Here is an 18904-nt window from a genome sequence, read left to right as displayed (position 1 = left end):
ACATGGCGAAGCAACTGCCAGATATCGGCGATTATAAATATGGTTTCAAGGATAAAGACGTTTCGATTTTCCGTGCTGGACGCGGTTTAACAAAAGAAATCGTTGAAGAGATTTCACGTATGAAAGAAGAACCACAGTGGATGTTAGACTTCCGTTTAAAATCACTGGATAAGTTCTATGAAATGCCAATGCCACAATGGGGCGGCGACTTAAACGACTTAGATTTCGATGAAATTACGTACTACGTAAAACCATCTGAGAAATCTGAGAAGTCTTGGGATGAAGTACCTGAGGAAATTAAAGCGACATTTGATAAATTAGGTATTCCTGAAGCTGAGCAAAAATATTTAGCTGGTGTATCTGCACAGTACGAATCTGAAGTTGTATACCACAACATGAAAGAAGACCTAGAAGATCTAGGAGTCGTATTCAAAGATACAGATAGCGCATTAAAAGAGAACGAAGATATTTTCCGTGAGCATTTCGGAAAAGTAATCCCACCAACAGACAACAAATTCTCTGCATTAAACTCTGCAGTTTGGTCTGGTGGATCATTCATCTACGTTCCAAAAGGTATTAAAGTTGATACACCACTTCAAGCGTATTTCCGTATTAACTCTGAAAATATGGGACAATTCGAGCGTACGCTTATCATCGTAGACGAAGGCGCACACGTACACTACGTAGAAGGTTGTACAGCACCTGTTTACACGACTAACTCACTTCATAGTGCGGTAGTAGAAATCATCATTAAAAAAGATGCATATTGCCGTTATACAACAATCCAAAACTGGGCGAACAACGTATACAACCTAGTTACAAAACGTGCGGTTTGTGAAGAAAACGCAACGATGGAATGGATTGACGGTAACATCGGATCTAAATTAACGATGAAATACCCAGCAGTTATCTTAAAAGGCGAAGGCGCTCGTGGTTTAACATTATCTATCGCGATTGCTGGTAAAGGCCAACACCAAGATGCTGGTGCGAAAATGATTCACTTAGCACCAAACACGTCTTCAACAATCGTTTCTAAATCGATTGCGAAGCATGGTGGTAAAGTAACATACCGTGGTATCGTACAATTCGGACCAAAAGCGAAAAACTCTCGCTCTAACATCGAGTGTGACACGTTAATCATGGATAACCAATCTACATCTGATACAATTCCTTACAACGAAATCAAAAACGATTACGTTTCACTTGAGCACGAAGCGAAAGTATCTAAAGTATCAGAAGAACAATTATTCTACCTAATGAGCCGCGGTATTTCTGAGCAAGAAGCTACAGAAATGATCGTAATGGGCTTCATCGAGCCATTCACTCGCGAACTTCCAATGGAATACGCAGTTGAAATGAACCGCCTAATCAAGTTTGAGATGGAAGGTTCTATCGGTTAAATAGAAATGCGGAGCCGACTGTTCAGACCCGTTGGCTAAGGTTCTTTCGCACATAAGATGCTTTTTATCTTCTGGTGCGGAAGGTTCTTAGACATGAGGGTCTAGGAGACGAAGCTGGACATATTTAAAGTGGAAGCGGCTCGTTCAGAATGTGAGGGGGATGGAGCTTCTGACGTAGAGGCGCTTTTTGCCTCATAGGAAGAAGTGAAGCCACCGAACAGTCTAGCCGCTGGAACTGGATAATATATGTATGAAGAAAGCGCCCTGCATAGCAGGGCGCTTTTTTATGTTGTATATTCGGGTTCGGCTGTAAGATACCTGGGTGGGTGTTTGATGAAATATATCGACGATTTTTCAAATATATCGACCACAACTCGGAATATATCGGCGATTATTTCAATATATCAGCGGTTCGACAAGGAATATCGATTTGTCGACAAAGTAAGACAAAAGAAATCCCGCACATACCCCCCCCGCAACATTTTATACGAAAAGAGAACGACCAGAGGTAAGACAAAGATACTGACAAATCCGCCGCATTGCTCGCTAAACCTCTCGAAAAATTCCCGCCTCAAACTAATCAACACACTAGAAAAAGTAATATAAAGTTTTCCATATTAAAAGGGCAATCTTTGGCTTTTTCTTATAATGCGAGTACAATGTAGAATAGCAAGAAAAGACGAAAAGTATTTACAGGATTATTGCGTACGTATAGCGTAAATGGCAGTAAGGAACTGAGAGGAGGTTTTTTCTCTGAATATAAATAAAGAAACAATCATCCACCTTTATCATACAAACGATATACATAGTCATTTTGAAAATTGGCCGCAAATTTCTCGGTTTGTACAAGGGGAGAAAAGGCGAAGACAGGAAGCGGGAGAGACTGTTTTAACTGTGGATATTGGCGATCATGTGGATCGTTTTCATAGTATTTCGGAAGCGACAAATGGACTTGGGAATACAAAATTATTAAATGAGGCGTTATATGATTATGTAACAATCGGAAATAATGAAGGAATTACATTGGCGAAAGAGCATTTGAATCGTCTATATGATGATGCTGGTTTTGAGGTGCTTGTAGCGAACTTATTTGAAAAAGAAGGTGTACGTCCAGCGTGGGCGCAGCCTTATAAATTACATACAACGACAGATGGGATTACGATTGCCTTTATTGGATTAACGGTAGCTTATCCAGAGTTTTATCATATGTTAGATTGGCATATTGAAGATCCAATCATCCATTTAGAGTCTATTTTAGAAGAAGTTAAGGATACAGCTCATATTACTGTTGTGCTTTCTCATCTTGGAAAAAGTATGGATGAGTATATGGCGGAGCATTATGATATAGATGTTATTTTAGGGGCACATACGCATCATTTATTTGAGCGTGGCGTTCTTGTGGATAATACTTTGCTTTGCTGTTGTGAAAAGTGGGGACATTACGTTGGTCACGTTCAGCTTACTGTGGATAAAGAGACGAAGAGACTGTTGAAAAAAGACGGTAGAGCGATTAAGACAGAACGGTTAGGTGCTTATAGCGAGCCGTTATCCACAATTGAAATGCTAAAGGAAGAAAGTAAACAGATAATGGCCGAGCCTGTCGTTCATTTAAAAGAATCATTGCCGGTTGATTGGTTTAAGGACACGACATTTTCTCATATGTTGGCAAGTGCACTTAAAGAGTGGTGTAATGCGGATGTTGGGATGGTGAATGCTGGTGTACTTCTTGAGGGATTAAATGAAGGTGTTGTGACGCGCGGAGATATTCATCGGATTTGTCCACATCCAATTAATCCATGTATGTTAAAAGTACCAGGGAAAACGTTAAGAGAAGTTATTTTGAAAGCGCGTCGTCCGAATATGGAGAACCTTGAGGTAAAAGGATTCGGATTTCGTGGAAAAGTGATGGGAAAAATGATTTACGCTGGTGTAGAAGTCATTCCAGATACGATTCCGGGGAATAAAATTTTACTGGAAGATGTATTAATTAACGGGGAATCGCTGGAATTAGACCGGATATATACGGTAGGAACGATTGATATGTTTACATTCGGATACTTATACCCAGAGCTATCCACACTTTCTGACAAACAATATTATATGCCGGAATTGCTTAGAGATGTGTTAACAGACATGTTGATAACTTATACATCTTCAGTCAAACTATAGGCTAGTTAACTTGTAACACTCATTTTTCTCTTGTCATAAAGATAAGAAAGAGAGGAGTGTGAACTATGGTTAATGTAGAGCCAATTATAATTGATAACTATACGTTCATTGCTGTTAGCGTAAAACTTCCAAAGACAAATTTGCTAGCTGTAATGAGCGATAAAGGATATATTATGTGCGGTGCTTTAGATGTAGGTCTTCTAAATGAGAAGTTAGGTGATCGAGGAATTATTGCTGGCCGTGCGGTTGGTGTAAGAACGATTGAACAACTTCTTGAAGCACCGCTGGAATCAGTAACGACTGGAGCCGAAGCTTTAGGTATTCCGGTAGGCACAATCGGAAAAGATGCACTATTAAAAATGAGATAAGCATATATCGTCCCTCTTTCTTGCATAGAAATAATATAAGAAGGAGGGTTTTCTTATGGGCATATTTCGTTCGAAAAATTCGCGGTTTCGAAGGGGACCGATTTCCTTTCGGTATATACTGCTTATTTCATTTATTATTTTTATCGTAATGGTAGTTCAAGGTTTATGGATTGTAAATAAAAGTATTCAGCCAACGTTAATTAAGTATGGGGAAACAGAGACTCATAAAATGGCAACAGCAGTTATGACGAAAGCGGTAAAAGACCGAATTAATGAAGGGTTTGATGTAGATTCATTAATGAAAGTACAAACGGATAGGAACGGGAAAGTATCTACAATTGATTTAAATACAAAACAAGTAAATGAAATATTAACATCGACTACTGCATACATAGAAAAATATTTACAACAAGTAGAAAAAGGGGATACGAAAGCACTTGGTATTTTTGAAGAGAATGGGGTATCTATGTCAGTTCCTTTTGGGCGCATAACTGATAATGCGCTTCTTGGTAATATAGGACCGGATATTCCGATTAATTTTACGCCAATTGGTCATGTGAATACGGATATTAAACAATTAGTTGAGCCGCAAGGAATTAATAATACAGCGATCAAAATTATTATGGAAGTGGAAGTGACGTTACAAGTTATGATTCCGTTACGCACGAAAGAAATTAAAGTGAAGCAAAACATTCCGATTGCGACGCGCATCGTTCAAGGTGAAGTGCCTACTTATTACGGAAGCGGGGGAGTTGTTGTACCAGATAAAAAGAAAACGGATAATTAGTCAGTAGTGTTCTATTGATTTATATTTATAAAAAATAACCGTAGCAATTTGCTACGGTTATTTTTTTGTATTTGCTCGTTCTTTTCGTTCCCAAAGGCTTAAATGCATGTATGGATCGAAAGCCCATTCTGTATAGCCATTGTCTTTATACATGCCGAAATGTAAGTGAGGCGGGAACTTTCCAGCTGTACCAGGAGGACCGTAGCCGGTACTACCGACAAATCCGATTACTTTTCCTGGTTCGACGATTTGTCCGAGCTGTATTTCTTTAGAGAACCCGCCTAAATGAGCGTAATAGTGGTAATTATTATGAAGGTCACGAATACCAATGCGCCATCCACCAAGACGATTCCATCCTTTTGTTTCAATAACGCCATAGCAAGTTGATCGTACTGGTACGCCATATCCAGCAAAAATATCGGTTCCTTCATGAATCCTCCTGCCGCCAAAGCTTCTACCAGCACCGAAAGTACTACGATAGCTATGGTCACTGCGAATCGGGAGAGGGAAAGCATTACCTTCTAAATTAATGCGTCCATAATGTTTATAAATTCGGGCGTATTCTGTAATTAATTCAACTGTTTTTGCACGTCTATAATATTCCCAAAGCATAATGTTAATACGGTCTTCCGATGTTCCTTGTTTCTTTAAAATAGTTGCTGCTGTATGCAGAAGATCACGGTCGTTATTTGCATTTGCAAATCCATCTTTGTCACCATCTAAACCCATTCCGCCAAATAGAGAAATTGTATGGGGGAGAGTATCATTACTATTAACAGGTCCAGCCCATATTTCAGGTTTGAAATAAAGGGAAATGATGGCATCTGGTTTTTTCGGAATATTTTTTCTTACGCTCCGTATGTTTCTTTCGTATTGATCCATTGCGGCTAAGTAATACCACGGAATACCGGAAGATTGCTCAGTTTCTTTATATAGTGCCATGCGCTTTTCATATATGCTTTGCTGATTATCTTCACCGTAAGCGATGTTTTGGTGGAGAAGAAAGCAAATCGAAAGCAAAAGAGAAATTTTTCGAAGCATGAAATAGACTCCTTTCACAACATCACTCTTTTTAGTGTGGGATATACGGAGTATTTCATTATAGGGAACGATTGGAAAAAATCTTAGAATCTTCATTTGAGCAAATCGCTTTCATACGTTAGAATAGATATGTTACATTGAAAGAAGCGAACACGGTAAACTATTTCATATTGTGCGGAGTTGATAACCATGACAAAACAAACAGAGTATAAGCGCAAGCCCGAATGGTTGAAAATTAAGTTAAACACGAATGAAAACTATACAGGCTTAAAGAAAATGATGCGTTCTAAGAATCTTCATACAGTTTGTGAAGAGGCGAAATGTCCGAATATTCATGAATGCTGGGCTGTAAGGAAAACAGCAACATTTATGATCTTAGGTGCGGTTTGTACACGTGCTTGTCGTTTTTGTGCGGTTAAAACAGGCTTACCAACTGAGCTTGATTTACAAGAGCCAGAACGCGTAGCAGATTCTGTAGTACAAATGGGCTTAAAGCACGTTGTTATAACAGCGGTTGCACGTGATGATTTAAAGGACGGCGGAGCAGCTGTTTTTGCTGAAACAGTACGCGCTGTACGTCGTGAAAATCCATTCACGTCTATCGAAGTATTACCATCTGATATGGGTGGGGTAGAAGAAAACTTAAAAATGTTAATGGATGCAAAACCAGATATTTTGAACCATAACATTGAAACAGTACGTCGATTATCTAACCGAGTTCGCGCTAGAGCAAAATATGACCGTTCATTAGAGTTTTTACGTCGAGCAAAAGAAATGCAGCCTGATATTCCAACTAAATCGAGCATTATGCTGGGCTTAGGTGAAACGAGAGAAGATTTAATTGAAGCAATGGATGACTTACGTGCAAACAATGTGGATATTTTAACTCTTGGACAATACCTACAACCATCTAAGAAGCATTTACCAGTTATTAAATATTATCCACCAGCAGAATTTGCAGAGCTAAAAGAAATTGCACTTAGCAAAGGATTTAGCCACTGTGAAGCTGGTCCACTTGTACGTTCTTCTTATCATGCGGACGAGCAAGTACGTTCTGCAAAAGAAAAAACAGCAGAAGCGAAATAATGAAAAAAGAGAGCTAATCATTAGCTCTCTTTTTTCTTATACTCTAAAACTTTATTTTGACATGTGGATAAAATCTTTTTTAATTCCTCTGTGGATAATTCAATTGTAAATTCAGGTACACCAGGTGTAATTAAAATTTTATCGTAAGTATAAATTGAACTGTCCACAATAATCGTTACATTTTGTGAATAACCGAAAGGAGCTACACATCCAGGAGTGCAACCAGTCTCTTCTCTTAGCTCATTAGGAGAACAGAGAGATAAGCTCTCTCCTGTTATTTCCTTCATCTCTCCTCGGTTGAGGCGAGTGCCTTCTAACGTAAAGAATACGTAATGCTCCCCGGATTTTGATTTTAAAAATAAGCTTTTACTTGGAGTGCCTTGCAAACCAAGTCTTTCACGAACGATACGATCTGTTTCATAGTCAAGTACTGGTTCGTGTTCAAATTTTTCATAAGAAGCATTTGTTTTATGTAGTAAAGAAAGTACATCTTCATACATATGGAATGATACCCCTCTCTATTGTTAATACAGTCTCTTCTCGTGGCGTCAACTGAGTGTTTTGGAAAGGGATACTACTTGGACGATGCTTCCCATAATCGTTTTATGAAACTTTGTTCATCGATTGTAATTTCGTAAACATCAGGATTCGTTAAAGTTCTCCATTCACTAAAGCCGATCGTACGATCAAAGTGCTTTAAAATGAGCGTAAGTAAGTTTCCATGTGTAACGAGTAGTGTTGTAGTATGGTTTAACTTTAAAACGTCTTGGATAAGCGATATAGCACGGTCCGTTGCTTGTTTTGTTGACTCTCCGCCTGAAAAGGCAATATCTATGTTTGTAAAAGTAGATTCTAGTTTTTGCATCCAATCATCCATCGGAACGTTGCTTAATATACGTTCAGCTAATCGTTCATCCTCTTCGATAGATAGGTTAGCTTGAATCGAATAGGGCCGAATGGAATCGATAGCTCGGACAAATGGGCTCGAAATAATATGATCTATTTGTAGCTGATTTTCTAAGAGGAATGCAGCAAGGGTGTTAGCTTGATCTTTTCCGGCAAACGTTAATTCGGCATCACGTTTTTGTCCAGTTGCGGAACAATGTCGTATTACAATAATTTTCTTCATAATTCATCCCCATCTTTCAAGTTGACGCTATATACTTCGACAAATGTGGAAAAAATTCCTTTTTATTGGAAAGGGCATAGTGATCTAAGTATGTGGAAAAGTAATGTGGATAAAGAAAATTTGAGGTGCTAGCATGAAAAAAATAATAATTATTGCATTCATTGCTTGTTTTTTTACACAATTGTCCACAACATATGCACAATCAAATCAAAAATTAGAATATCCGAGCAATCAAAACAAATCGTTTGTGAATGAAAATCTATTTTATGAACAGTTAGATAAGAAGGTCTATAAGGAATACAAAAATGCGGCGTATAGTGTTCGAAAGAAAATTTTATGGAAAGAAGTACAAGATGCAGAATTTACCTTCCGAAAAAAACAGATGTTGGCTGTCGAAGTAGAGTGGTGATTCAAGATGTATTTGTTCATCCTGATCGCCAAGTGTACTTTTTTGCTTCTTTTTCTCAAGATGAAGGAGATGAATTTCATAAGTATATAGTTATAGATGCAGAAACAAAGAAGGAGCTTCGAGGGGGCCGAAGTTATCACTGTTACGAAAATCCACATAAAAAATAAACCACCAATTTTGGTGGTTTATTTTTACTCTGAAGCACTTACTAATTTCTCTTTCATTTTACGAATAAGAACGAAAGCACCAATTGTGAAGAGAAGGGTAATTCCTTCTGCGACAAAGATGTTGATTGTTTTTGTTTGGTAAAGTGCTGCGAAAAAGTCCACAAGTGCGTGGAATAGTATAGCGTATACGAGGAAAATGTATTTCTTTTGTTTTACTGCGTATACGACAAGCATTGTGAAAGCAATTTGCAGAACGAGTGCCATAATTCTTTCTAAGCTACCGAGTAAGTATAAGTAGGCAGGTTGCTGAATTAACATGTCCTGTAAACGGCTCAGCTCAGGCATTTTTTCAACCATTTGAGCGAAGCTACCATTGTTAATAGATGTTGCAAAGATAAGAGTTTGAAGCCCAGCGAATCCACCGACTAAAATCGACTCAATTCCGCCGTGTCCAATTCCGTATGCAAGACCGTCTTTATACTCTCGATATTTTTTCAGTAAGTAGTAAAAGGCAACGAAACGTCCTAATTCTTCAAAAATACCAGCAGTCAGTCCGCCATAAAGTGCGAAGACAAATGGATTTTCTAAAAGTGGAGCGATTGCTGGATTTCCACGCATAAATAGGTGGAATGGTGTTTCGAGAATTTGGGTAAACCCGATAAAGATAAGGATACCAACGCCAACTATTTTCCAATTAATATTATATTTCTTACGGAAATAAACGAGTACAATAATTGGGACCAGAACCGAGAGAACGAGCTGAATTATGATGCTGGAAATTACAGTATTTGAAACCATACTTTCACCGCTTTCTAATATATGTACATATATATTATGCATGAAATGTAGGAGAATGTGGAGAGATGAATCTTTCAAAAACAAAATGAAATTTTTATTGACTCTAACGTTGCGTCATACTTTATCGTATGTATTAAGGGGGAGATACGCATGACAATGAGGATAAAAGAAGTAGCTAATTTAGTTGGAATTAGTGTGCGCACACTGCATCATTACGATGAAATTGGGTTATTAACCCCAGACGAGACGACAGAGTCTGGATATCGTCTGTATTCCAATGAAAATTTAGAAACATTGCAACAAATTTTATTTTTTAAAGAGCTTGGCTTCCCTTTAAAGAAGATTAAGGAAATTATCATGAGTCCTTCATTCGACCGTGAAGAGGCATTACAGCTTCATAAGAAAATGCTTCTTGAAAAGCGGGCTAGATTGGATAAAGTGATAGCGACGATTAATAAAACAATTCAGCATACAAAAGGAGAGATTGAGATGACGAATAAAGAGAAATTTGAAGGATTCGATTTTAGTCATAACCCGTACGAAGAAGAAGCACGTGAACGATGGGGAGATGAGGCTGTAGATAAAGCGAATAAAACAGCGAAGGGTATGTCTAAAGAGAAACAGGAGGAGTTTAATACTATTTACAGAAATCTAGCGACACTTCGAAATGGAGCACCGGATTCTAAAGAGGCACAAGAAGCAATCGGGGTATGGTACGATTACTTGCAAAACTTCGGTGAATATTCATTAGAGGCATTTAAGGGACTCGGTCAAATGTATGTTGCTGATGAGCGCTTTACGAAAAATATCGATAAGTTTGGTGAAGGTTTAGCGCAGTTTATGTGTGATGCGATGGAGGTTTATGCGGATCGTAAGAAATAGTAAAAAGGTGGAGGTTTTCTCCACCTTTTTATTTTTTTATCATATTATTTAAAGTTTGATCCCCCGTATTGTTCAAATGAGGATTATCGCTCATTTCACGTTTTAACATATCAAGACTTTGTTCATATTCTTTATCGTTTAAGCTACCAGATTGTAGGCCTTGAATTTGAGAAATCAACTTTTGGTTTGTTGATACATATGCTTTATAATAGCGAGGGACGATGGACAAAGCTGTTTTATATACTTGATCTGTTACGAGTTTCGGGTCTGTTGTGTTTGCACGGTATACAACGAACACTTCATCGTCGGTAACGAGTGTAGCGGCATTGGTGACATCAGGAAGTTTGACTGTCATGCTCGTAATCATTTCGGCGACTTTCTCACGGTTAATAGCGCCTACTTGTTTGTTAGATACTTCATGTTTTTGTTTAGAAGAATAACCGACTCTCGTTAACCTGGTATTTGTATTTTCCGTATGATACATGTCGTTTTTGTTGGAAACAAGAACACGACTTCCTTCTTCACGCTCCATTTCGGCTTTATTAGTTGATTGGCAGCCTGCAAATAAGGAAAGAGTGAGAAGAGAGAGTATAATTTGCTTTTTCACGATGTATCACCTCCTTCTCCATAGCATGCACTAATTTTCAATTTTTTGTATTTGAAATTGTTGGTTGTTATGCTTTGTGATACGATAAAAAGAAGAATGCTTAGAGAGGAAGTTCATAATGGAGCAAAAGCAAGAGATTCATACTACGGTGAGCGTTAATAATGTTCAGTACGAAGTAATTAAAAACTTTCGTGACGGTTTTAGTGAAGAAGCATTTAAAGAGCGCTATGCAGAAATTTTAAATAAATATGATTATATCGTTGGAGACTGGGGTTATGAGCAACTTAGATTGCGTGGATTCTTTGATGATAGTAATCAACGTTCGACATATGATACGAAAATTAGTACCTTATCAGAGTATTTATACGAGTACTGTAACTTCGGTTGTGCACATTTTGTATTACGAAAAGTGAAGAAATAAAAAAATCCTCTTACGATTGTAAGAGGATTTTTTTTATACTTGCTCACAAACAAATCGAAATATGATCGCCTTCAGAAAGTATTGCGTTTGGTTTCATTTGTTGTCGGTTCAATTGGATATGCCCATTTTTAATTTTATCCACAATGATAGTGCGGCTCCAATCTGAAATATATGTGGATAACACTTTATCAATCCTGTGGGAACCGAAAACGATGTCTAATACGATCGTTATTTCGGCTATACCACTTTCTTTGTATTGTGTAATGGAAATGGTAGTACTTGTTTCCGTTTGTTCTTGCTGAGTCATATCGACAGTTTCGACGTGATCAGTAAATGATTTATAAATATGAAGTTTTTGATTCCACGTATGATCTTTCGGACATTTATAAATTGCAAATCGGTATATGTTTTTTCCGTTTGCGTTATGCCTGCGAATATTCGTATCAGTAAAAAGGGTAGTGTGTCTGCAATTTTTATAGCCCTTTCTGAACGAGTAGCCCATCTTTTTTAGGTATGGATTTAAAGTGAGGTTGGATACGGATTACTACTATGAAATCGTTTAAGTATCCAAAGTATATTTCTTAGAGCTTTTTTGTTATGATTTTTCGGAAATAACTGATAAATTATAAGTATGGTTAATGATTAGAGAAGAATGAAAACAATCGTATCATTTTGTATTTTGTAAATGATACAGAAGAAAGATTTTTTAATATACTATCAACACTTAGTCCTGTTGATGCAATGGCAAATATAACACAGCGTTTGAGAGAAGGATCCTCTTATCTTCATGTAGTTGCAAAGTTTATGGACACGTTCCTTTTTTATTTCTCCTGCTGGAAATGTATCCAATGAGATAATCAAACAGTGTGTTGAAAATCAAAAAACAAGGGGGATGAAACGTATGTCACAAACCCTAACAGTAAAAGTGAAATTGATTCCAACAAAAGAACAAATCCGTTTATTGGAACAAAGTAGTCACGAATATATCAAAGTTATTAATACACTTGTATCGGAAATGGTTGAAGCAAAGAAAAGCACGAAAAAAAGTACGAAAGATATTGAAGCGAATATTCCAAGTGCGGTGAAGAATCAAGCAATCAAAGACGCGAAAAGTTTATTTGTTACAAAAGTAAAGAAAAGTAAGTATAAAATCATTCCGATTCTAAAGAAACCTGTTTGTGTATGGAACAATCAAAATTATTCATTTGATTCCAATTATATTTCAGTCCCGCTGATGATAAATGGAAAGTCAACTCGTTTAAAGGTACGTGCTTTATTAATCGATAAAAACAATCGCAATTTGGATTTGTTAACACATAAGTTAGGTACACTTCGTATCACAAAGAAATCGGATAAGTGGAGTGCCCAAATATCTGTTACGCTTCCTAGAAGTGAAAAAGCAGGTACGAAAATTTTAGGAGTAGACTTAGGTCTCAAAGTCCCCGCGGTAGCGATCACAGATAATGACAAGATTCGTTTCTTTGGGAATGGTAGGCAAAACAAATATAGGAAGCGTAAGTTTCGTAGTGCTCGTAAGAAGTTAGGAAGAGACAAAAAGGTGAATGCTATCCGGCGATTTAATGATAAAGAACAAAGATGGATGCAAGATAAAGATCACAAAATAAGTCGTGAAATCATTGATTTTGCGATAGAGAATCATATTTCTGTCATTCGATTAGAAAAACTAACGAATATAAGACAGACGGCAAGAACAAGCCGTAAAAACGAAAAAAATCTACATACTTGGTCATTCTATCGTTTGTCACAATTTATTGCGTATAAAGCGACATTAGCCGGTATTAAGATTGAATATGTGGATCCAGCTTATACAAGTCAAAGTTGTCCAAAATGCGCTGAAAAGAATAAGGCACAAGACAGAAAATACAAGTGTTCATGTGGGTTTGAGACACATCGTGATATCGTTGGGGCGATGAATATTCGTTACGCAACTGTGATTGATGGTAACAGTCAATCAGCCTAAGCACCTATATGGTCTGGTTTAGGAGGGGCAATGAGATGCCCTCATCTTGAAGACTGTTCAAAACAGAAATGGACTGCGAACGTTTAGTCATTCAAGAATCCCACCCGTAACTCCGTAAGGATTCGGGCTTGAGATTTTAGTCATGGGAGTCTCAAAAAGTAAATGTTGGCATACGTAGATAACGTCCTTTCTATCCAAATAGATTTGTTCATAAGTATAACATATAAGATTGAAAATTCAAAATATAAATTGTAAAAAAACACCAGCTAACATAGCTGGTGCACCAGATAAATTATATAAGTTCAAATAAAAATGAGCGTAATTCTTCTGCATTTTCTTCAGACATCGAAAATGCATGCTCTAAGTAGCCTTGTTCATTTAAATCGTCAGGACCGATGATAGCAAATTTGTTGCTTTGCATATCAAGGACTATCGTTTTACCGTAATGACGATCGGAGTATAGAAGCGCTAAATCATGACGCTCATTTTCCCCCATAAAGCTAACGAAACGCGTTTTTGTAGCGACTGTGTCGTCGTACAGAAAGAAACGTTCTTCCATACACATGGCTCCTTTATTAAATATCTAAGTTTAAGTGTGGTTTATGGTCTAAATGGTGGTGTGTTTTAATGAATCGTACCGTTCTTGTTTTGTAACGCATAACGATAGAATATGTTTCAGCTAAATCTCCGCCAAGGAATTTCACCCCGTCTAATAATTCACCAGCAGATACACCTGTTGCTGAGAAGATTGCGTCATCACCAGATACTAAGTCATCTAACATAAGAAGTTGACGAGGATCTTCTAATCCCATTTCACGGCAACGAGCTTCTTCTTCTTCGTTCATTGGAACTAAGCGAGCTTGCATTTCACCTTCAAGGCATTTTAATGCTGCTGCAGAAATAACGCCTTCTGGAGCTCCGCCTACACCTACGAATAAGTCGATACCTGTTCCAGGTAAAGCTGTAGCGATTGATGCACCAACATCTCCATCACCAAATAGTTTTACGCGTGCCCCTTTTGCACGAACACGGTCAATAATATCTTGATGACGTTCACGTTCTTGGATGATAACCGTTAGGTCACGAATTTTTTTATTGTTTGCTTCTGCTACAATATCAATTGTTTTTTCAATTGGATCATCTAGGCTAATTTTACCAGCTGCTTTTGGACCAACCGCGATTTTTTCCATGTACATATCCGGAGCATGAAGAAGGTTTCCTTTATCTGCGATTGCGATAACTGCCATTGCATTTGCAAGGCCTTTTGCAACGATGTTTGTACCTTCTAATGGATCAACGGCGATATCTACTTCTGGACCGTTACCTGTTCCTAGTTCTTCACCAATATACAACATCGGTGCTTCATCAAGTTCTCCTTCACCAATTACAACTGTACCTGCCATGTTTACTGAATCGAACATATCACGCATAGCTGTAGTTGCTGCATCATCTGCTTCGTTTTTCTTTCCGCGGCCCATCCACTGTGCGGATGCTAAGGCTGCTGCTTCTGTTACACGGACAATTTCTAGTGCGAGTTCACGTTCCAAGGTTGCATTCCTCCAATTTCAAAAATCATACAAATATAACTATAACAAATAACGAGGAAAAGGTGAATTCGAAAAATTGTCGATTTTTTCAGAAGAAAGCGTTACAATTAAAATGTAAATGCTTTAATTTCCAGGTAGGTGACATTCATGTACTTCGTAGACAGAAAGAAAATAGAACAAATGCTAGTATGTTTAGAACGAGCAACAAATACATTTCAAGAGAAAAAGACATATGAAACCGAGTTTGAATTTTATGCATTAGAGCGCATAGCCCATCTTATTATTGATTGTATATTAGATGTGGGAAATGCGATGATTGATGGATTTATTATGCGCGATCCAGGAAGTTACGAAGATATTATTGATATTTTAATGGACGAGAGAGTTATAAGTGGAGAAGAGGGAGCGCAGATTAAAGAAATTATTCTTCTTCGAAAAATGCTTACGCAAGATTATATTCAAATGAATCATGATGAATTATATAAGACGATTCAAAAACATATCGCCGTGGTAGAGAAATACCCAGTGAATATTCACAGTTATTTAGAAAAGGAATTAGGGCCTGTATCTGCATTTGTACCAGAATAATTGTGCTTATAAGATCCCCGGGAATTCCTTTGGGGATCTTATATTGTATATGAGAAAAGGGAGAAGGGCGAGTTATGGGGGAAGCACGTACGACGAAAGAAGAGATTGTACAATTGTTGAAGGTAAAGGGCGAGCATACTGTAGCAGAATTAGCCGAAGTTTTAGAAATTACGGAAATGGCAATCCGAAGGCATTTAAGTAATCTTGAGAGAGATGAGCTAATTTATTCAAAGATGGTAAGACAGCATGTTGGACGACCAACATATTTGTATGGATTAAGTCAAAAGGGAGAAGATACGTTCCCGAAAGAATATAAGCAGTTTGCTATTGAAATATTAGATGATTTAGCTCGAATGGGCGATGAAAAAATACTTCGTTACGTTTTACAAGCGAGAACGAAACGAATGGAAGAGCAGTTGCAAAAGAAGATAAGTAATCAAAGCAATTTAGCGTATAAAGTACAGGAAGTAGCTGCTATGCAAGAGAAAAATGGTTATATGGTTCAAATAAAAAGAGATGGGGAACGCTCTTTCATACTTGAAAAGCAAAACTGTCCGTTAAAGGAAATAGCGGAGAAATTTCCGCAAGTGTGTGAGGATGAAAAAGATATGTACAAGCGGTTATTTACAGGTGCAAATGTGAAGACGTTAACGAACATGTGCGTGGGCGATTGTAATTGTTCGTACCAAATAAAAGAGAAAAAATGAACGTTATGGGACGCTTTAAGGTAAAGCGTTTTTTTCTTTTGAAAAAGGGGTTAATATAAGAGTGGTATGATAGATGAGAACGTTAGCATAGAAGGAGAGACAAACAGATGTATAAAGGCTATTTAATTGATTTAGACGGTACAATGTATCGCGGTGAAGAACAAATTGAAGAAGCAAGCGACTTCGTAAAAGCATTAGGAGAACGCGGTATTCCATATTTATTCGTTACAAATAACTCAACTCGTAAACCAGAACAAGTTGCAGAAAAACTTGTTCGTTTCGATATTCCAGCGAAAGCGGAGCAAGTATTCACAACGAGTATGGCTACAGCGAACTTTATTTATGAGCGCAAACAAGATGCAACTGTATATATGATTGGTGAAGAGGGCTTACACGCCGCACTTGTGGAAAAAGGCTTTGAACTTGTGGATGAAAATCCTGATTTCGTTGTTGTTGGTTTAGATCGCGATATCACATATGAAAAATTAGCAAAAGCGTGCCTTGCTGTGCGTAACGGCGCAACGTTTATTTCCACAAATGGAGACATTGCCATTCCCACTGAGCGCGGATTATTACCAGGTAACGGCTCATTAACATCAGTTGTAGCAGTATCAACAGGTGTGGATCCAATCTTTATCGGAAAACCAGAATCAATCATTATGGAACAAGCTTTAAAAGTGCTTGGCATAGAAAAAAATGAAGCATTAATGGTTGGGGATAACTACGATACAGACATTTTAGCGGGAGTAAATGCTGGCATGCATACCCTTCTTGTCCACACTGGAGTCACAACTGTGGAGAAGTTAACAGAATATGAAGTACAACCGACGCAAGTTGTGCATAACTTGACGGAGTGGATTGAGAAGATGTAATGAAATGCAGGTAACCGAAATATTAAATTCAGATAATAATTTATAGGATAGTTAGTCCATTATGAGGGCTGATTATCCTTTTTTATTTACATAACGAATGAAATAAATAAAGATTGAATATTTAGTTTAATCAGTATAATACAGATGTATAATTAGAAATGTTCGTTTGGTTTTTGGAGGAGGACAAAGACTCGGTTTTGGTTTGAAATAAAGATTGATGATTTAAAACAAAGTCCGATCATTTATAAAAGATTGATAATTAATAATAAAGTTTAATAAAAATCTAACTTCAAGACTTTTCATTAAACAGAGAGGTAGGTTATTTAAAAAAGGTGGAGAATATTGCTAGTGTTTTTGCAAAAGGGGGATACAAAGATTATAGCTCAAACAGTGGAGGAAACATTTGTTCAACTTAATGGTTTTAAATTATTTGTGAAATTTTATGGAAATAAAAAGAATACACCAACTGTTATAATGGATGCCGGATATGGAGACTATTCCAAAACACGGAAGGCACATCTAATGACTTTGAGATTATTGAAAAAGCGAACAAGATTTTAAGAGATATTGTTGAAGTTCACAAAGAGGAAATTATTATCTAAAAGGTGCTGTTACAGCATCTTTTTTTATACTGATAATAGCAAAACAAGAAGACCGAATCATTCAGTCTTCTTGTTTTTGTATTTAACTACATTTTCAATTCTAAGCGAACTATTTTAAACTAGATTCATATTTTTTTAATGCTTCTGCTTTTATCAAATTTTGATGATCAATCTCTGATAACTTTTCTTTAGCATAATCAGTGTTCGCATTGTTTAATGATTTCTTTAAAGAGCTATTTTCATCTTTTAGCGGAACTTTTCCGTAATTAACACCAGTTATTAAGTAATACGGATCAGTTTGGGATTTTCTTAGAAACAACAAATATTTTTTGTCTTTCTCCATTAATTCGTATCCAGCTATGTGATATGTCATATCTACTTTTTTGTTGTACGCTTCATTCTCTAGGATGGTAATTTCCGTCCCAGGAGTTACAGAATCTCCACTTATTACTTTATCAATGGCAAAATTAGATAAAGTATAGGCAATATCGATTCGTCCTTCTTTGTTGTATACAATTGTAGGTTCTTCTTGCTTAACTTTTTTACCTACGACAATAATTTCTGTTTTCTCTTCAACAGCATTTAAATTTTGAAATTCATCTATTTTTGCATCTAAGACTAGACTTTTTCCAAATAAGTGATCTTCCATACCGTTAACCAATTGTGCAGCCGGCTCTTGCTTATCCGGATTATCGTTAAAGTAATATATGAAAAATCCTATTAGAAAGGCGCCTATTACTCCACTAATAGCTAATATTTTCTTCATATTTCTTTTACACCACCTTTATATATTTAAACACTATTCATTAATATTTAGCATTAATACCAGCTTTATCATCAGATAACGGATAAGCTTTACTATTAAATCCAGTTTCTCTCATAACAGAAATTGTATTGTTTTTAGATTGAGTGTGGCTTAATCCAATTGCATGTCCAACTTCATGTACCACTGTTTCATTTCTAACAGAAGAAGAAGCGTTTTTAAATGACTTGTAATAACGAATATCACTCTGACGATTGGTATTGTAGTAACAAACACCATAGGTCCCATTATCAGTATCCACAACACCTTGATAAATGTTTATAAAGCCAGTAGAAGCTTGTTTAACAAACACTTTACTCCCTTGATAACTCCACTGTGTCGCATAACCCATATGACTTAAATAACCGTCTGCTGAAGATAGATTCATATAATTAGCGTTATACCCTACATTCTGATTGTTAAATTGGTATGCTTTCGATTCCGTAGGATAAAATACTATGCCTAATATTAGGCAAGAAAGGAACGCCATAAACCTCTTCACATAATCACCCTCTTTTTTCCAAATTTTGTGTTCTCACAA

General features: G+C 37.0%; 21 protein-coding genes and 2 pseudogenes. 13 read left to right on the top strand and 10 right to left on the bottom strand.

The genetic code is table 11. From position 1 onward, the window contains the following. Positions 1-2 precede the first annotated feature (2 nt). The 4 genes from sufB to yunB all read left to right on the top strand — a co-directional run bounded on the left by sufB (position 3) and on the right by yunB (position 4724). Positions 3-1400 carry a Fe-S cluster assembly protein SufB gene (sufB, locus tag MKY70_RS25880; protein WP_002015928.1) on the top strand — a complete coding sequence of 466 codons (1398 nt, stop codon included), beginning with the start codon at positions 3-5 and terminating at the stop codon, positions 1398-1400. A gap of 753 nt (positions 1401-2153) precedes the next feature. Then, positions 2154-3569, top strand: a complete 1416-nt coding sequence (locus MKY70_RS25875) for a bifunctional metallophosphatase/5'-nucleotidase (RefSeq protein ID WP_341026423.1) — start codon at positions 2154-2156, stop codon at positions 3567-3569. 65 nt (positions 3570-3634) lie between these two features. Beyond that, positions 3635-3937: a YunC family protein gene (locus MKY70_RS25870; protein WP_002015926.1), complete on the top strand. Its 303-nt coding sequence runs from the start codon at positions 3635-3637 to the stop codon at positions 3935-3937. A gap of 55 nt (positions 3938-3992) precedes the next feature. Further along, positions 3993-4724 carry a sporulation protein YunB gene (yunB, locus tag MKY70_RS25865; protein WP_002129745.1) on the top strand — a complete coding sequence of 244 codons (732 nt, stop codon included), beginning with the start codon at positions 3993-3995 and terminating at the stop codon, positions 4722-4724. Positions 4725-4781: 57 nt separating this feature from the next. Here the strand turns inward: yunB and MKY70_RS25860 are convergent, their stop codons facing one another. Further along, entirely contained in the window at positions 4782-5765 is a 984-nt protein-coding gene (locus tag MKY70_RS25860) for a M23 family metallopeptidase (protein WP_341026032.1), read from the bottom strand. Between the two features lie 189 nt (positions 5766-5954). Between MKY70_RS25860 and lipA the strand changes: the two genes are divergently transcribed. Continuing rightward, positions 5955-6851, top strand: coding sequence for a lipoyl synthase (gene lipA, locus MKY70_RS25855; RefSeq protein WP_002034580.1), 897 nt, complete (start codon positions 5955-5957; stop codon positions 6849-6851). Positions 6852-6871: 20 nt separating this feature from the next. Here lipA and MKY70_RS25850 read toward each other — a convergent pair whose 3' ends face one another. Both MKY70_RS25850 and MKY70_RS25845 read right to left on the bottom strand, forming a co-directional pair. After that, a complete protein-coding gene (locus MKY70_RS25850) occupies positions 6872-7351 on the bottom strand; it encodes a YbaK/EbsC family protein (RefSeq protein WP_002184734.1) in 480 nt (159 codons plus the stop codon). Between the two features lie 74 nt (positions 7352-7425). Then, on the bottom strand, positions 7426-7980 hold the full coding sequence (locus MKY70_RS25845) for a histidine phosphatase family protein (RefSeq protein ID WP_131246967.1): 555 nt from the start codon (positions 7978-7980) through the stop codon (positions 7426-7428). A 133-nt stretch (positions 7981-8113) separates the two neighbouring features. Between MKY70_RS25845 and MKY70_RS25840 the strand changes: the two are divergent. Beyond that, positions 8114-8556 (top strand): annotated as a pseudogene (locus MKY70_RS25840) (hypothetical protein). A gap of 24 nt (positions 8557-8580) precedes the next feature. Here the strand turns inward: MKY70_RS25840 and MKY70_RS25835 are convergent. Next, positions 8581-9396 carry a YhfC family intramembrane metalloprotease gene (locus MKY70_RS25835; protein WP_341074620.1) on the bottom strand — a complete coding sequence of 272 codons (816 nt, stop codon included), beginning with the start codon at positions 9394-9396 and terminating at the stop codon, positions 8581-8583. Positions 9397-9504: 108 nt separating this feature from the next. Here MKY70_RS25835 and MKY70_RS25830 point away from each other — a divergent pair, with 108 nt between their 5' ends. Continuing rightward, positions 9505-10236, top strand: a complete 732-nt coding sequence (locus MKY70_RS25830) for a MerR family transcriptional regulator (RefSeq protein WP_341026029.1) — start codon at positions 9505-9507, stop codon at positions 10234-10236. Positions 10237-10264: 28 nt separating this feature from the next. Here MKY70_RS25830 and MKY70_RS25825 read toward each other — a convergent pair whose 3' ends face one another. After that, positions 10265-10843, bottom strand: coding sequence for a YhcN/YlaJ family sporulation lipoprotein (locus MKY70_RS25825; protein WP_341026028.1), 579 nt, complete (start codon positions 10841-10843; stop codon positions 10265-10267). 118 nt (positions 10844-10961) lie between these two features. Between MKY70_RS25825 and MKY70_RS25820 the strand changes: the two genes are divergently transcribed. After that, positions 10962-11264 (top strand): YutD family protein, encoded by a 303-nt coding sequence (locus MKY70_RS25820; RefSeq protein WP_000435944.1) that lies wholly within the window; start codon positions 10962-10964, stop codon positions 11262-11264. 43 nt (positions 11265-11307) lie between these two features. Here MKY70_RS25820 and MKY70_RS25815 read toward each other — a convergent pair whose 3' ends face one another. Further along, positions 11308-11766, bottom strand: coding sequence for a hypothetical protein (locus MKY70_RS25815; protein ID WP_060749336.1), 459 nt, complete (start codon positions 11764-11766; stop codon positions 11308-11310). 200 nt (positions 11767-11966) lie between these two features. Between MKY70_RS25815 and MKY70_RS25810 the strand changes: the two are divergent. Together MKY70_RS25810 and MKY70_RS25805 are read left to right on the top strand one after the other, a co-directional pair. Then, positions 11967-12156, top strand: a pseudogene (locus tag MKY70_RS25810) (IS200/IS605 family transposase); the annotation flags it as partial. 9 nt (positions 12157-12165) lie between these two features. Then, positions 12166-13245 carry an RNA-guided endonuclease InsQ/TnpB family protein gene (locus MKY70_RS25805; protein ID WP_060749335.1) on the top strand — a complete coding sequence of 360 codons (1080 nt, stop codon included), beginning with the start codon at positions 12166-12168 and terminating at the stop codon, positions 13243-13245. A gap of 292 nt (positions 13246-13537) precedes the next feature. On the opposite strand, the gene MKY70_RS25800 is transcribed toward MKY70_RS25805, so the two are convergent. Then, positions 13538-13804, bottom strand: a complete 267-nt coding sequence (locus tag MKY70_RS25800) for a DUF3055 domain-containing protein (RefSeq protein ID WP_002167444.1) — start codon at positions 13802-13804, stop codon at positions 13538-13540. 16 nt (positions 13805-13820) lie between these two features. Then, positions 13821-14792 (bottom strand): class II fructose-bisphosphatase, encoded by a 972-nt coding sequence (glpX, locus tag MKY70_RS25795; RefSeq protein WP_002015911.1) that lies wholly within the window; start codon positions 14790-14792, stop codon positions 13821-13823. A gap of 147 nt (positions 14793-14939) precedes the next feature. On the opposite strand from glpX, the gene MKY70_RS25790 reads away from it, so the two are divergent. The 3 genes from MKY70_RS25790 to MKY70_RS25780 all read left to right on the top strand — a co-directional run bounded on the left by MKY70_RS25790 (position 14940) and on the right by MKY70_RS25780 (position 16959). Further along, the gene (locus MKY70_RS25790) at positions 14940-15380 is read left to right on the top strand and encodes a DUF86 domain-containing protein (RefSeq protein WP_341026025.1); all 441 of its coding nucleotides are present in this window, start codon (positions 14940-14942) and stop codon (positions 15378-15380) included. A gap of 74 nt (positions 15381-15454) precedes the next feature. After that, positions 15455-16087 (top strand): helix-turn-helix transcriptional regulator, encoded by a 633-nt coding sequence (locus tag MKY70_RS25785; RefSeq protein ID WP_341026023.1) that lies wholly within the window; start codon positions 15455-15457, stop codon positions 16085-16087. 107 nt (positions 16088-16194) lie between these two features. Continuing rightward, positions 16195-16959: a TIGR01457 family HAD-type hydrolase gene (locus MKY70_RS25780; RefSeq protein ID WP_088033171.1), complete on the top strand. Its 765-nt coding sequence runs from the start codon at positions 16195-16197 to the stop codon at positions 16957-16959. A 711-nt stretch (positions 16960-17670) separates the two neighbouring features. On the opposite strand, the gene MKY70_RS25775 is transcribed toward MKY70_RS25780, so the two are convergent. After that, complete coding sequence (locus tag MKY70_RS25775) at positions 17671-18327, bottom strand: hypothetical protein (RefSeq protein WP_341026022.1); 657 nt, start codon at positions 18325-18327, stop codon at positions 17671-17673. 40 nt (positions 18328-18367) lie between these two features. Continuing rightward, the gene (locus MKY70_RS25770; protein ID WP_341026021.1) at positions 18368-18865 is read right to left on the bottom strand and encodes a matrixin family metalloprotease; all 498 of its coding nucleotides are present in this window, start codon (positions 18863-18865) and stop codon (positions 18368-18370) included. Positions 18866-18904: the final 39 nt, after the last annotated feature.

This window comes from Bacillus sp. FSL R9-9492 (assembly GCF_038007365.1).
Classification (GTDB): Bacteria; Bacillota; Bacilli; order Bacillales; family Bacillaceae_G; genus Bacillus_A; species Bacillus_A mycoides.
This window is presented reverse-complemented; position numbering and strand designations above follow the sequence as displayed.

Coding starts and splice junctions, on each gene's coding strand:
- MKY70_RS25815 (WP_060749336.1), bottom strand. CDS start 11,766: ATGGGCTACTCGTTCAGAAAGGGCTATAAAAATTGCAGACACACTACC.
- MKY70_RS25835 (WP_341074620.1), bottom strand. CDS start 9,396: ATGCATAATATATATGTACATATATTAGAAAGCGGTGAAAGTATGGTT.
- lipA (WP_002034580.1), top strand. CDS start 5,955: ATGACAAAACAAACAGAGTATAAGCGCAAGCCCGAATGGTTGAAAATT.
- MKY70_RS25805 (WP_060749335.1), top strand. CDS start 12,166: ATGTCACAAACCCTAACAGTAAAAGTGAAATTGATTCCAACAAAAGAA.
- MKY70_RS25830 (WP_341026029.1), top strand. CDS start 9,505: ATGACAATGAGGATAAAAGAAGTAGCTAATTTAGTTGGAATTAGTGTG.
- MKY70_RS25785 (WP_341026023.1), top strand. CDS start 15,455: ATGGGGGAAGCACGTACGACGAAAGAAGAGATTGTACAATTGTTGAAG.
- MKY70_RS25870 (WP_002015926.1), top strand. CDS start 3,635: ATGGTTAATGTAGAGCCAATTATAATTGATAACTATACGTTCATTGCT.
- sufB (WP_002015928.1), top strand. CDS start 3: ATGGCGAAGCAACTGCCAGATATCGGCGATTATAAATATGGTTTCAAG.
- MKY70_RS25820 (WP_000435944.1), top strand. CDS start 10,962: ATGGAGCAAAAGCAAGAGATTCATACTACGGTGAGCGTTAATAATGTT.
- MKY70_RS25790 (WP_341026025.1), top strand. CDS start 14,940: ATGTACTTCGTAGACAGAAAGAAAATAGAACAAATGCTAGTATGTTTA.
- MKY70_RS25775 (WP_341026022.1), bottom strand. CDS start 18,327: ATGAAGAAAATATTAGCTATTAGTGGAGTAATAGGCGCCTTTCTAATA.
- MKY70_RS25850 (WP_002184734.1), bottom strand. CDS start 7,351: ATGTATGAAGATGTACTTTCTTTACTACATAAAACAAATGCTTCTTAT.
- MKY70_RS25860 (WP_341026032.1), bottom strand. CDS start 5,765: ATGCTTCGAAAAATTTCTCTTTTGCTTTCGATTTGCTTTCTTCTCCAC.
- MKY70_RS25845 (WP_131246967.1), bottom strand. CDS start 7,980: ATGAAGAAAATTATTGTAATACGACATTGTTCCGCAACTGGACAAAAA.
- MKY70_RS25780 (WP_088033171.1), top strand. CDS start 16,195: ATGTATAAAGGCTATTTAATTGATTTAGACGGTACAATGTATCGCGGT.
- MKY70_RS25800 (WP_002167444.1), bottom strand. CDS start 13,804: ATGGAAGAACGTTTCTTTCTGTACGACGACACAGTCGCTACAAAAACG.
- yunB (WP_002129745.1), top strand. CDS start 3,993: ATGGGCATATTTCGTTCGAAAAATTCGCGGTTTCGAAGGGGACCGATT.